This window comes from Flavobacterium sp. CHNK8, from assembly GCF_019774515.1.
Lineage (GTDB): Bacteria > Bacteroidota > Bacteroidia > Flavobacteriales > Flavobacteriaceae > Flavobacterium > Flavobacterium tiangeerense.
Window position 1 is genome coordinate 2,523,254 of sequence record NZ_CP081492.1, and the last position, 13,983, is coordinate 2,537,236.

A 13,983-nucleotide genomic window follows, 5' to 3' on the forward strand; every position below is an offset into this window, starting at 1 on the left:
AGTGCTTAAAATATTCAACTGAACGCATCAATAACTTGAATTCTAAACAAATAAAAAGAATTAAATCAAAAATGAAACTAAAAATACTATCTCTCTTTGCTGTTTTATGGAGTATTAATGGAATGACGCAAGAATCCAAAGGATTGATCATAAAAGACATTAATATAATAACAATGACCAGTCCAAATATTACTGAAAGAAAAAGCGTTTTAATTGAAAATGGTAAAATTGTAAAGATTGATGATTACAATAAAATGTCAAAAAAATCAAACCTTGAAGTAATTGAGGGTTACAACAAGTTCTTGATGCCAGGCTTAGCTGAAATGCACAGCCATGTCCCTACAGAAAAGGATGTAGAGAATTATCTTTTGGAAAATATTGCCGCAGGAGTAACTCACATTAGAATTATGAATACTAAAACACCACAACTCCTACTAAAAAATAAAATTGAAACCAATTCAAAGATAGTAAGTCCTAAAATACATTACAGTCATATTATAACCCGTGAGGATAAGTATACAGAACCGCAATTTGACAGCTTGATGGTTGCAATAAAAAAGAATAATCTTAATTTCATAAAAGTTTTTAGCATAGCTAATGAAGAAGTTTTTGACAACTTGATGAAATCGGCCAATAAAAATTCTGTTATCGTTTGTGGACACTATCCAAAGGAAGTTGCACTTGAAAAAGTACTGCAATCCGGCTACAAAAGCATTGAACATCTTGCTGGCTACGAAAAAATTAATGAACAAAGTACTCTAGCAAATGCTATTCTATTAACCAAAAAATATAGCGTTTACAACTGCCCTACCCTAGATTGGGATATTATGTCAGCAAAACTTAGTTATCCGAATGACTATAAAAATAGACTGGTATACTTTAATGCACCTAAAACGTATCTCGAAAAATGGGAAAAAGAATTAAACGATTACGTTTCTGCAACAGGACATGACCAAATCATACAAGCTACAGAAAAATACAAACCTCAATTTCAATACAAACAAAAAATTCTAAAACAACTCATTGATAACAAATGCCTTTTGTTACTAGGTAGTGACCCTACAGGGACCTTTCAAATGAACGGATTTAATATGCACGATGAAATGGTAAATTGGTCAAATGCTGGAATTGATACCTTTACTATTTTAAAATCGGCCACTTCAACACCTGCATCCTTCTTTGGTGAAACCAAAAATTGGGGAACAATCGAACCAGGCAAATCTGCTGATCTAATAATTCTAGATAAAAATCCATTACAAGATATTACAAACATAAAAACAGTTTCAATCACAATTATTGAAGGCAAGGTATATTTTAAATCAGAACTATTGAAGAAATTAGAATCAAATTCTAAGAATTAAAAAATTGTGTGTTTCATAATACTTTGCTACGCTTACCAAAAAAATAAACAGCAAGCCAAACAAAAATTAGTACAGCTAGAACCCATTATATAACAACTCACAAGTAAATCCCAATTGTGACTCTACTGGTTTTTAATAGCCTACCTTACCAAGAAACTCATGGCTATAGCACACAAGGTTCAATTGGTAGAAGCATTATTTGACCGTCTTGAAAAGGAAATTATAGTCTTTCAGGCCCAATCACAATTAAACTGTTGTAGCGGTTGTGGTGCATGTTGCAGTACTCCTGAGATAGAAGCGTCGCCATTAGAGTTTTTGCCTTGGGCACTGCATTTATTTTTGAATGGAGAAGCCGAAAAAACACTGGACACGTTACAACATAAATCCAATACTTATTGTCACTTGTATCAACCTCTAACCTTAGTAGATCGAGCTATGGGGCGTTGCAGCAATTACCGATACCGCGGTTTAATCTGTAGGCTTTTTGGGTATGCAGCCACAAGAGACAAATACGGTCAGCTACGATTAGCGACTTGCAAAATCATAAAAGAAGGACAAAACGAACACTACAAAACTACTGAAGAAGCTATAAGTAAAGGGCTTTACATTCCTGTTTTTACAGATTATTATATGCAACTTTCTCAGATAGATTCACGTTTAGGAACTACTATGATGCCTATCAATAAAGCATTAAGCACTGCCATTGAAGAGGTGCTACACTATTATGCCTATCGCCCTTTTCCAACAGATTTGGCAAATATTGCTTAATCCAAAAACACAGTCCCACAAAAAAAGCCCCAGTTGGGGCTTTTTCATTATCAATATTTTGAGTATTATTTACTCAAATACATTTTTCTTCTGGAGTACAATTCATAAAATTGATCGTCTTTCAAGTCATCAATAAACAAAATGCTTTCCCCTGTTGATTTCATTTCGGGTCCTAAAGCTTTGTTTACATTGTGGAACTTACTAAAAGAAAACACGGGCTGCTTTATGGCAAATCCTTTCAACTGCGGATTGAAATCAAAATCAGTTACTTTACTATGACCTAACATAACTTTTGTTGCATAGTTCACATACGGTTCTCCATAGGCTTTTGCAATAAATGGCACAGTACGAGAGGCTCTTGGATTTGCTTCTATGATGTACACAATATCATTTTTTATCGCAAACTGAATATTGATTAATCCAACGGTTTTAAGTGCCAATGCAATTTTTTGAGTATGATCTTTTATTTGTTGCATCACAAATTCACCTAAGTTGAATGGCGGCAAAGTAGCATTACTGTCACCTGAGTGCACACCACAAGGCTCAATATGCTCCATAATCCCTATGATGTATACATTTTCACCGTCGCAAATAGCATCTGCTTCAGCTTCAATCGCACCATCTAAATAATGATCTAAAAGTAATTTATTCCCTGGAATGGTTTTCAATAAATTAATGACGTGTTCCTCAAGTTCTTGCTTGTTGATTACAATTTTCATTCCTTGACCTCCTAAAACATAAGAAGGACGAATCAATAATGGGAAGTCTAACGTATCCGCTAGAGCAGCAGCTTCGTCAGCAGTTTCTGCAATACCAAACTGTGGAAACGGAATAGCTAATTCTGTCAAAAGTTCAGAAAAACGGCCTCTATCTTCGGCTAAATCTAGTGCATCAAAACTAGTTCCTATGATTTTGATTCCGTATTTAGATAATTTTTCAGCTAATTTCAAAGCCGTTTGACCACCCAGCTGTACAATAACTCCTTCAGGTTTTTCGTGTTGAATAATATCATAAATATGCTCCCAAAAAACAGGCTCGAAATACAATTTATCAGCAGTATCAAAGTCAGTTGAAACCGTTTCTGGATTACAGTTGATCATGATGGTTTCGTAACCACACTCTTTGGCGGCAAGTACTCCGTGTACGCAAGAGTAATCAAATTCTATACCTTGTCCAATTCGATTTGGCCCTGAGCCCAAAACAATAATTTTCTTTTTATCGGTAACAATACTTTCATTGTCTACGTAACGCGTACCATCTACTTTTTCAATTTCAGCTTCAAAAGTCGAATAATAATACGGTGTTTTTGCTTTGAACTCTGCAGCACAAGTATCTACCAGTTTAAATACACGGTTGATATTTTTAGCGGTACGCAAATCATGAACTTGGCTTTCTAAACAACCTACCATATGCGCAATTTGTCTGTCAGCAAACCCTTTTTGTTTGGCTTCAAGCAATAATTCTCTTGGCAACGTTTCAACTTTAAAAGTAGAAATCTCTTTTTCTAAAGTGTAAAGTTCTTCATATTGCTTCAAGAACCACATGTCAATTTTAGTAATTTCATGAATGCGGCTCAAAGGAATTCCCATGGCAATAGCATCATAAATCACAAACACACGATCCCAACTTGCAAAAGTTAGTTTCTCAATAATTTGTTCGTAGTTGGTATATCCTTTTCCGTCAGCCCCTAAACCATTTCTTTTGATTTCCAATGATTGTGTGGCTTTATGAAGCGCTTCTTGAAACGAACGCCCAATTCCCATCACCTCACCTACAGATTTCATTTGAAGTCCCAACGTTCTGTCAGCTCCTTCAAACTTATCAAAGTTCCAACGTGGTATTTTTACAATTACATAATCCAAAGTTGGCTCAAACAAAGCCGAAGTTGATTTAGTAATTTGATTTTGCAATTCATCTAAGTTGTAACCCAACGCCAGTTTAGAGGCAATTTTTGCAATAGGATAACCAGTTGCTTTTGATGCCAAAGCAGAAGAACGAGATACACGAGGATTGATCTCGATAGCTACAATATCCTCTTTTTCATCTGGCGAAACAGCAAATTGTACGTTACATCCACCCGCAAAGTTCCCTATGCTACGCATCATCAAAATAGCATAATCACGCATTTTTTGAAACGTTGTATCAGATAAAGTCATCGCTGGCGCAACTGTAATGGAATCTCCGGTGTGAATCCCCATCGGGTCCATATTTTCGATAGAACAAATGATAACGACATTATCATTTTTGTCTCTCAAAAGTTCCAATTCATATTCTTTCCACCCCATCAAAGCTTTGTCAATCAAAACTTCGTGTATAGGAGAAGCTTCTAAACCTCTAGTTAAAAGTTCATCAAAATCTTCTTTTTTGTATACAATTGCTGCTCCTGTCCCTCCTAATGTAAACGATGGACGAATCACCAATGGAAAACCAAATTCCTGTGCAATTTCTTTTCCTCTTAAGTAGGACGTACATATTTCAGCAGGTGCCGATGGTACATTTATTTTTTTAAGCAATTGTTTGAACTGCTCTCTATCCTCAGTAATATTAATGGCATTAACATCTACACCAATTAATTTCACATCAAAATCTTTCCAAATTCCCTTTTCTTCTGCTTCAAGACATAAATTCAAGGCCGTTTGTCCTCCCATCGTTGGTAAAACCGCATCAATTTGAGGATGTGCTTTTAAAATTTCAATGATTGACTTTGTGGTCAATGGCTTCAAATAAACATGATCAGCCATTGAGGGATCAGTCATAATAGTAGCCGGGTTAGAGTTGATTAAGATGACCTCAATTCCTTCTTCACGAATAGAACGTGCCGATTGTGAACCTGCATAATCAAATTCACAAGCTTGACCAATAACAATAGGACCAGAACCTATTATCAAAACGGATTTTATAGATGTATCTTTTGGCATTTTATGTAGTGTTGTGTTGTTGTTGTTTATAATTATTAAAAGTATCAAAAATAGACACTTAAGTGTAAAATAACCTATCCTTTTTTAACGACTAGGTATAAAAAAAGGCGATACTAAAAAAAGTAACGCCTTAATTATGTTTATAAAAACATTATTTTTTGTGTCTTGGTTCACTAGAAACAGTCAATTTATGTCTTCCTTTAGCTCTTCTACGCGCAAGAACTTTTCTTCCATTAGCAGAAGCCATTCTGTCCATAAATCCGTGCTTATTTCTTCTTTTTCTTTTCGATGGTTGAAATGTTCTTTTGCTCATTGCTTTGTATCTTTAAAATCTTATTTATATGTCTACTAATTTGAATAATTGTTTATTCGAAAACCGAGTGCAAATATACAAAGACTTTTTTTCCTCACAAGTAGTTTTGCAAAATTATTTTCAATTCATTTTACTATATTTGTAATCTTAAATTAAACATACTATGTTTCACAGAAATATCAAACTTATTATTGCCGGACTTATCGTAGCTACTGGCATTTGGCAATTCACAGAGAGTAATATTGGTAACGGAATTTTTCTTTTACTAATCAGTGTTATCCCCGTATTTTTATACTTTAAAAATGAATTTATCCTTTTAGCATTTCTAAAATTAAGAAAACAAGACTTTGAGGGCGCTAAAAAATGGTTAGCATACATTAAAAATCCAGAAACAGCATTGGTACAAAAACAACAAGGATATTTCAATTATCTACACGGAATTATGCTTTCTCAAACCAATATCAATCAAGCAGAGAAATATTTCAAAAAAGCAATTGAACTTGGTTTATCAATGGATATGGATTTGGCTGTAGCCAAATTAAACCTTGCTGGAGTAGCTATGACGCGCCGTCGTAAGCTGGAAGCAACCACATTATTGAACGAAGCTAAAAAATTAGACAAACAAAACATGCTGAAAGAGCAAATTGTAATAATGAAAGAGCAAATGAAAAAGATGTAACTCTTTTTTTTAACAAATTAACTATGAACCACTTACAAATGTAAGTGGTTTTTTTACGCGCATTACATTTTATCGGTTTTTTTGGTAATTGAACGATTTTATTAAAATTAATAAAGTTATTAACATACTTTTAAACAATAATTAAAATATATGTGGAGAAAATTATACTTACTGTTATTTTTCCTCTTTACCACAGGCAACTATGCACAAGATAGTATTGTCTATTTTTCTGATGCTGTAAAACGCAATATTAAACCTTATCGATCAGCAAGTTTAATTGCTTTTGAAAATAAAGACTTCACAGAGGGCAAGCGGTTATTTGACTCTTTAGTCCAACACAAACTAAATGGCACTCTATTTGATGATTTTACCATAAAAGGATATAATTCTAAAAAAGTAATACTCCATAAAATAAACAAACCAATTTTATTAGTAACTTATGCCAGCTGGTGCGTGCGCAACAAAGGAGATGCTCCAGCTTTGAATACACTAGCTAATAAATATGGTAATAATTTACAAATAGTCATAGTCTTTTGGGACAAAAAGAAAAATTTAAAGAAAACAGCAAATCAATTTAATTCTAAAATAAAAATTTGCTACGCTAATGAGGCTTACCAAAATGATTTTAAAATAGTAGCTACTTTAAAACACACCTTAGGAATACCTACCGTTTATTACATAGACGAAAATAAAAAGGTAGTAACCATTAACCGAATTAAAAATCAAAATAAAATAAAAATTTCCAAGGACGCAGCATTCGCAATGAGTTATTCCCTTTTTGAAGATATGATTCGCACAACAAATACTAAATTAAGTTTAAACACAACCACCAGAAAATTTTAAGTTGGCTGTTATTCAAAAAGTTTTAAACCTCATATCTATCCGTAATTATAAGTGGTAATTTCTCATTCAACCATTTGTATTTATTTAAAATCATAATGTGAGTACCTCCTTTTACAACAATACATTTTTTTATATTTTTTATAGGAAAAACATCATCTAGATCTCCATGGATGTGAATGACACTTTCATCGATTGTGACTCTATCCCAAAGCACAACTTGCTCTACTGCCCAGGTTAAATAACGAATATCTCGAACCGATAAAAATTTCTCATACAACTTGAGCCTTTGATTTACTTTTTCACCAAAAGAGAATTTAGCTAAACTTTCTATGTTCAAAATCAAGTTCATCGGTATTAGTTTATATGCTTTGGTGGACTTTGCTAATTTTAATCGCACTGGAAACTCAGTATTACTCTTGACACTGGAAATAATAATAACTTTGTTAGCCGCAATATGTTTTGCCATTTCCTGAACTAAAATACCTCCAAAAGAAACTCCTACCAAAACTGGATTTTTGTGGGCTATTTTATCTGCAATTCTCTTGGCATACGCTACCAATGTCTCATTATCAAATGGAATTTCCCACTCCAGGTAGTGCATTTCAAAATCAGTTTCAGGAAGTTTTATACGCTCAAAAATAGTTGTACTGGCCGCTAAACCAGGCATAAAATAAACTTGTATTTTACTCATAATTGCTTTTAACTTATTTATAACACCTTTCGATATTATTATACCGAAATTTGTTTAAAATTAATTTTTTTTTAGAAAATACACACACACGCAATCATATATTAATAATAAATTATGACTTCTCAAATTTACAAATCAAATACAAGAGGCACAGCCGACTTTGGCTGGCTAAAAGCTAATTTTTCATTTTCATTTGGTAATTATTTTAATCCAGCGCGTGTACAATTTGGAATGCTACGTGTACTAAATGACGATACCATTGCAGCAGGTGCTGGTTTTGGCACGCACGGTCACGCCAATATGGAAATCATCACTATTCCCCTCGAAGGTGGCTTGATGCACAAAGACAGTATGGGTAACGAAGGTGTTATTCGCTTTGGCGAAGTACAAGTAATGAGTGCTGGTAGCGGAGTTGAACACTCTGAAATGAATGCCAGCAAAACCGAACGTGCTAAAACGTTACAATTATGGGTTTTTCCGGATACGGAAGAAGTAACGCCACGCTATGACCAAAAATCATTTGACCTAGAACAACATAAAAACACTTTCATAAAAGTAGTTTCACCAAAGGATCATAACGATGGCAACGCGCTTTGGGTGCACCAAAAAACGTTTTTTAACTTAGGTATTTTTGACAAAAACACTGCGGTAAACTACCCGATTCAGATTCCAAAAAATGGCGTTTACTTGTTTTTAATAGAAGGTGAAATTGAAATAAACAACCAAATTCTGAATGCAAGAGATGCAATCGGAATAACCACGACAACTGCAATTGACATTAAAATTAATAGTACAGCTAAAATACTGTTGATTGAAGTACCAATGCAGCAGTAACCATCCTTATTTTTATGGAAATTAAAGACAATACATTTTCGAGACAATTTGAAACCAATAGCCCACAAGGTTTACTCGCTGTGGAGTATTCTTTTCAAGAAAAGAAAATCTTTCTCACCAAAATTCACAAACCAGAAGGATTTAATGATGAAGATTTTTTGAATGATTTTCTAAAAAGTATCTTAGAAAATGCCATTGAGCAAAAGTGGAAAGTAGTTCCTATTTTACCACGAATTGTACAGTTTTTTAAAAAATTTCCGCAATACAAAGAATTACTTCCTCCCGGAATTAGACTATAAACAAAAAGCGACTGCATTATTCCTGCAGTCGCTTTTCTATTTTAGATCGAAAATTTTACTTTTCAATTTCACGCATATTTTCCATTTTCTTATTAGCCAAGAAACCGGTAATATCTTCAAAATGCTCTACCACTCGTTTGTTTCCAAATTCGAAAACCTTTGTTGCTAATCCGTCAAGGAAATCACGATCGTGTGACACTAGAATCAAAGTTCCGTCAAAATCACGCAAAGCATCTTTGATAATGTCTTTGGTTTTCATATCTAAGTGATTCGAAGGCTCATCTAGAATTAATAAATTTACAGGCTCAAGCAACAATTTAATCATCGCAAGACGCGTTTTTTCACCACCTGAAAGTACTTTTACCTTTTTAGTAACATCGTCACCGTGAAACATAAAGGCGCCCAAAATATCTTTTATTTTAGTACGTACATCACCTACGGCAATATCGTCTATGGTTTCAAATATCGTTGCATTTTCATCTAATAACGAAGCTTGATTTTGAGCAAAATACCCAATTTGAGCATTATGACCAATCTCTAAACTCCCCCCATCAATGCCAATCTCCTTCATAATGGCCTTAATCATAGTCGATTTACCCTCACCATTTTTACCTACAAAAGCTACTTTTTCACCTCTTTCAATAACCAAACTAGCATCTTTAAAAACTACGTGATCACCATACGATTTGGTCAATTCCTTTACAATAACGGGATATTGACCAGAGCGAGCTGCTGGAGGGAATTTTAACTTTAAAGCCGATGTATCTACCTCATCCACTTGAACAATCACCAATTTTTCGAGCATTTTTACACGTGATTGTACGGCATCTGTTTTAGAGAACGTTCCTTTGAAACGGTCAATAAAAGTACGATTATCAGCAATCATGCGTTGTTGTTCATCGTATGCTTTTTGCTGGTGCATACGACGGTCTTTTCTTAGCTCCAAATAATGAGAATACTTGGCTTTATAATCATAAATACGACCCATAGTAACCTCTATAGTACGATTTGTAATATTATCTACAAACGCTCTATCGTGTGAAATTACCACAACCGCCTTGGCTGAATTTATCAAAAAATCCTCTAACCATTGAATACTCTCAATATCCATATGATTGGTAGGCTCATCTAGTAAAATCAAGTCTGGTTTTTTCAAAAGAATTTTAGCTAACTCAATTCGCATTCTCCAACCTCCTGAAAACTCTGATGTTTGCCTTGTGAAATCCTCACGTAAAAAACCCAAACCAGTTAATATTTTTTCAACTTCGGCTTCGTAATTCACTTCTTCAATGGCATAAAACTTCTCGCTTAAGTCTGAAACTCTTTCGATTAATTTCATGTACGCATCACTTTCATAATCAGTACGAATGGTTAATTGGTCATTAATCTCGTCTATCTCTGCTTTCATCGAAAAAATTTCTCCAAAAGCTTTTGAAGCCTCCTCCATAACAGTAGCCCCATCAGTTGTTAACAAATGCTGCGGCAAATAAGCTACTACTGCATCTTTTGGTGCCGAAATATTTCCGGTTGAAGGTTTACTTTGTCCTGCAATAATTTTAAGTAAGGTAGATTTACCCGCGCCATTTTTACCCATCAAGGCAATTTTGTCATTTTCATTTATGGCAAAAGAAACATCACTAAAAAGCGTTGTACCACCAAATTGCACTGAAATATCATTTACTGTAATCATTATTTTAGTTTAAAGTTTAATGTTCAAAAGAGTGAAGGATTCAATATTTTTTGAAACCGTTTTTTGAAGGTGCAAAGATAGTTTAAATACAGAATTAGACAATTTGCAACTCAGAAAGTTTTGAGTATCCTAATAACAAAAATGCCATTACTATAAAGAAAGGCCTTAAACAGAATTATCTTTACAGCAATAGCATTCTAAAATACTAGATGATAAAAAACGATCTTATTCTTTTCTCCACTTTTTGGTTTCCTCAAAAACATGCTCTAAAATAGCTGCTTCTCTTTCATCAAATTCTATATTTCTGCGGCTCATGACTAATCGGGCGGTTTCAAAAGCTTTTTTAGTGATGTATGTTGTAAATCCAGCTGCACCACCCCATGAAAAACTTGGCACGAAATTGCGCGGAAAACCACTTCCAAAAACATTAGCACTCACACCTATCACTGTTCCGGTATTAAACATCGTATTGATACCACATTTACTATGATCGCCCATCATCAAACCACAAAACTGCAGTCCCGTTTTAACAAATCCCTCGGTTTCATAGCTCCATAATTTCACTTCCTCATAATTGTTTTTCAAATTTGAGTTGTTACTATCGGCACCTATATTACACCATTCTCCAAGAACCGAATTTCCTAAAAATCCGTCATGACCTTTATTAGAATATCCAAATAAAACTGAATTATTAATTTCCCCACCTACTTTAGAATATGGTCCAACAGTGGTTGCACCATAAATTTTGCTCGCTAATTTCACCTTCGCATGTTCACATAAGGCAAATGGACCTCTAATCACAGAGCCCTCCATAATTTCTGCATCCTTACCTATATATATAGGACCTGTAGAAGCATTTAAAGTTACAAACTCTAACTTTGCTCCTTCCTCAATAAAAATATTCTCGGGTGCAATGACATTTACACTCTTTGGTATAGGTTGTGATTGTCTGTCTTCGGTTAGAAATTCAAAATCTTCTCTAATAGCAGCATCATTTTTAGCAAAAATATCCCAAGGATTGTGCACAGTCAAACAATCGTCAGTGTATTCAAGTATCTCATAAGTATCAAAATCTACTTCTTCTTGCTCCTCCGTAGTGTAAAAAGCAATTACTTCATCTCCTTTAAAAATAGCTTGATTAGGCTCTAAGTTGCTTACCATCTCTGCCAATACCGCATTAGGTAGGTAAGATGCGTTAATCATTACATTGACTTCAAGTTCCACCATTGGATATTTTCCTGATAAATATTCCTCTGTAAGTGTTGTGGTTGTTGACCCTAGATGCAATTCCCATTTTTGTCTAATAGTCATAATACCAATCAAGATATCAGCAACTGGACGAGTAAATGTAAAAGGCAATAAGGCATTTCTTGAAGGTCCGTCAAAAAGGATGTAATTCATAGTGTGGATTATTTATAAGTATATCGGTGTCAACTTCACCTGCATGTTTGTAATATTGACTTCAAAGTTACAAAGTTTTCAAATAAATAGCATAAAAAAAGCCTTTCATGAAGAAAGGCTTTACTATTATAGAAAACAAGTTAAAATTATTTAACGTGTTTAGCGTATTTAGTTTTGAATTTATCAATACGTCCTGCAGTATCGATAAGTTTAGATTTACCTGTGTAAAAAGGGTGAGATGTTCTAGAGATCTCCATTTTTACAACTGGGTATTCAACACCATCAACAGTTATTGTTTCTTTAGTATCTGCAGTAGATTTAGTAATAAAAACTTCTTCATTTGACATGTCTTTGAAGGCTACTAATCTGTAATTTTCTGGGTGAATTCCTTTTTTCATCTTGTAAATCTTTTTTATTTGTTAATTATTAAGTTGCTTTGAAGCTTTTCTTTTTACAGAAAAGGTATAAACTCCTAATAACTTTTTGTTTTTATACTTTTATTTTGAGTCTGCAAATTTACACTATTTTTTCAATAAACAAATCTTTGTTTCACTTTTTTTATGTTAACTCAAAAAACGTTTTTTAACGTTGAATATATTGGGAATTGTTATATTTGTAGACTAATTTTAAAACCACCTAAAATGATCAACGAAATTGTCAAAAAAAATGGAATAACTTTTGGAGTTATAATAGGAGTAGTTTCAGCACTAATCACAGCAACAATATATGCTGTTGATCTTAATTTATTCACAGAATGGTGGATAGGTGTACTAAGTATTTTGACGTATTTAATTTTAGGTATAGCCTTACTTGTTAAGACAAAAAAAGAGTTAAATGGTGTTTTTTCTTTTAAAAATGCATTTACTACTTATTTCATTGCAATAGTAATAGGAATATTAATTTCAGTTCTTTTTAATATTTTACTTTTCAATGTCATTGATCCTTCGGCTAAAGAAGCTGTGAATGAATTAATCATTAAGTATTCAATGAATATGATGCAAAAGTTAGGAGCACCTGCTTCTTCAATCAATGAAGCTATAGCAAAAATGAAGGAAAATGATCCTTATTCACCTATTGAATTATTAAAAGGGTCTATTTTCACAATACTTTTTAGTTCTCTTTTTGGTTTAATTTTAGCAGCATTTTTTAAAAGCAAATCTACACAAGAATAAAAATTAATGAATTTATCTATACTAATTCCGCTTTTAAACGAAGAGGAATCGCTTCATGAACTTTATACATGGATCATCAAAGTGGTTCAATCCCACAATTATTCGTATGAAATCATTTTTCTGGATGATGGTAGTACTGATAATTCTTGGGCACTGATTGAAGACTTTTCGAAAGAAAATCCTCATGTAAAAGGAGTGCGTTTTATGAAAAACTTTGGGAAATCACAGGCTTTACATGCTGGTTTTGCTAAAGCACAAGGAGACGTTATCATTACCATGGATGCTGACTTGCAAGATAGCCCTGAGGAAATTCCGGGATTGTATGACATGATTACCAATGGTAAATACGATTTGGTTTCGGGTTGGAAAAAGAAACGCTACGACTCTGTAGTGGCTAAAAACCTTCCGTCGAAACTATTTAATTGGGCGGCTCGAAAAACATCAGGCGTAGAATTGAATGATTTCAATTGCGGCTTAAAAGCATACAAAAACATTGTAGTTAAGAATATCGAAGTTTCTGGTGAAATGCACCGATACATTCCGGTATTGGCTAAGAATGCTGGTTTTGGCAAAATTGGCGAAAAAGTTGTACAACATCAGGCCCGAAAATATGGTGAAACCAAATTTGGGATGGAACGTTTTATTAACGGATTCTTAGATTTGATTACTATTTGGTTCTTGTCCAGATTTGGAAAAAGACCCATGCACCTTTTTGGCGCGATGGGATCCTTGATGTTTATTATTGGATTTATGCTTGCTGGTTACATCGGTTTTTCAAAATTATACCACATGTATAATGATATGCGTTATAGTCTTGTGACCAATAATCCTTGGTTTTATATTGCCTTAACTACAATGGTTTTAGGAACACAATTGTTTCTAGCAGGATTTCTAGGTGAAATCATTTTGAGAACAAAAAATAATGAAGAGCGTTATAAAATTGCGAGTATCGTAAACTTGTAATTTAAAAATAGACGCCTTACAACGGGATGATTACTAGCCCTGATAGTAGTG

General features: G+C 33.8%; 14 protein-coding genes. 8 read left to right on the top strand and 6 right to left on the bottom strand.

Annotation, left to right across the window (positions count from 1 at the left end; genetic code table 11):
- The first annotated feature begins 71 nt into the window (after window positions 1-71).
- Together K5V07_RS10895 and K5V07_RS10900 are read left to right on the top strand one after the other, a co-directional pair.
- A complete protein-coding gene (locus tag K5V07_RS10895) occupies window positions 72-1,361 on the top strand; it encodes an amidohydrolase family protein (RefSeq protein WP_221917501.1) in 1,290 nt (429 codons plus the stop codon).
- 159 nt (window positions 1,362-1,520) lie between these two features.
- Window positions 1,521-2,129, top strand: coding sequence for a YkgJ family cysteine cluster protein (locus K5V07_RS10900; RefSeq protein ID WP_221917502.1), 609 nt, complete (start codon window positions 1,521-1,523; stop codon window positions 2,127-2,129).
- Window positions 2,130-2,194: 65 nt separating this feature from the next.
- Here the strand turns inward: K5V07_RS10900 and carB are convergent, their stop codons facing one another.
- Both carB and rpmH read right to left on the bottom strand, forming a co-directional pair.
- Window positions 2,195-5,047, bottom strand: a complete 2,853-nt coding sequence (carB, locus tag K5V07_RS10905; RefSeq protein WP_221917503.1) for a carbamoyl-phosphate synthase large subunit — start codon at window positions 5,045-5,047, stop codon at window positions 2,195-2,197.
- Window positions 5,048-5,198: 151 nt separating this feature from the next.
- Entirely contained in the window at window positions 5,199-5,360 is a 162-nt protein-coding gene (rpmH, locus tag K5V07_RS10910) for a 50S ribosomal protein L34 (RefSeq protein ID WP_008464848.1), read from the bottom strand.
- Window positions 5,361-5,523: 163 nt separating this feature from the next.
- Between rpmH and K5V07_RS10915 the strand changes: the two genes are divergently transcribed.
- Together K5V07_RS10915 and K5V07_RS10920 are read left to right on the top strand one after the other, a co-directional pair.
- The gene (locus K5V07_RS10915) at window positions 5,524-6,039 is read left to right on the top strand and encodes a DUF2892 domain-containing protein (RefSeq protein ID WP_221917504.1); all 516 of its coding nucleotides are present in this window, start codon (window positions 5,524-5,526) and stop codon (window positions 6,037-6,039) included.
- Window positions 6,040-6,189: 150 nt separating this feature from the next.
- The gene (locus K5V07_RS10920) at window positions 6,190-6,882 is read left to right on the top strand and encodes a thioredoxin family protein (protein ID WP_221917505.1); all 693 of its coding nucleotides are present in this window, start codon (window positions 6,190-6,192) and stop codon (window positions 6,880-6,882) included.
- Between the two features lie 22 nt (window positions 6,883-6,904).
- On the opposite strand, the gene K5V07_RS10925 is transcribed toward K5V07_RS10920, so the two are convergent.
- Window positions 6,905-7,573, bottom strand: coding sequence for an alpha/beta hydrolase (locus K5V07_RS10925; RefSeq protein WP_221917506.1), 669 nt, complete (start codon window positions 7,571-7,573; stop codon window positions 6,905-6,907).
- Between the two features lie 114 nt (window positions 7,574-7,687).
- On the opposite strand from K5V07_RS10925, the gene K5V07_RS10930 reads away from it, so the two are divergent.
- Both K5V07_RS10930 and K5V07_RS10935 read left to right on the top strand, forming a co-directional pair.
- Window positions 7,688-8,407, top strand: coding sequence for a pirin family protein (locus K5V07_RS10930; RefSeq protein ID WP_221917507.1), 720 nt, complete (start codon window positions 7,688-7,690; stop codon window positions 8,405-8,407).
- A 14-nt stretch (window positions 8,408-8,421) separates the two neighbouring features.
- A complete protein-coding gene (locus tag K5V07_RS10935; RefSeq protein ID WP_158729363.1) occupies window positions 8,422-8,706 on the top strand; it encodes a GNAT family N-acetyltransferase in 285 nt (94 codons plus the stop codon).
- Window positions 8,707-8,761: 55 nt separating this feature from the next.
- Here K5V07_RS10935 and K5V07_RS10940 read toward each other — a convergent pair whose 3' ends face one another.
- The 3 genes from K5V07_RS10940 to K5V07_RS10950 form a co-directional block, all read right to left on the bottom strand.
- Window positions 8,762-10,396 carry an ABC-F family ATP-binding cassette domain-containing protein gene (locus K5V07_RS10940; RefSeq protein ID WP_221917508.1) on the bottom strand — a complete coding sequence of 545 codons (1,635 nt, stop codon included), beginning with the start codon at window positions 10,394-10,396 and terminating at the stop codon, window positions 8,762-8,764.
- A 225-nt stretch (window positions 10,397-10,621) separates the two neighbouring features.
- Window positions 10,622-11,797, bottom strand: coding sequence for a GlmU family protein (locus tag K5V07_RS10945; RefSeq protein WP_221917509.1), 1,176 nt, complete (start codon window positions 11,795-11,797; stop codon window positions 10,622-10,624).
- Window positions 11,798-11,943: 146 nt separating this feature from the next.
- Entirely contained in the window at window positions 11,944-12,195 is a 252-nt protein-coding gene (locus tag K5V07_RS10950; protein ID WP_086455156.1) for a type B 50S ribosomal protein L31, read from the bottom strand.
- Between the two features lie 243 nt (window positions 12,196-12,438).
- Between K5V07_RS10950 and K5V07_RS10955 the strand changes: the two genes are divergently transcribed.
- Window positions 12,439-12,969 (top strand): DUF4199 domain-containing protein, encoded by a 531-nt coding sequence (locus K5V07_RS10955; protein WP_221917510.1) that lies wholly within the window; start codon window positions 12,439-12,441, stop codon window positions 12,967-12,969.
- Window positions 12,970-12,975: 6 nt separating this feature from the next.
- Window positions 12,976-13,932 carry a glycosyltransferase family 2 protein gene (locus K5V07_RS10960; RefSeq protein WP_221917511.1) on the top strand — a complete coding sequence of 319 codons (957 nt, stop codon included), beginning with the start codon at window positions 12,976-12,978 and terminating at the stop codon, window positions 13,930-13,932.
- Window positions 13,933-13,983: the final 51 nt, after the last annotated feature.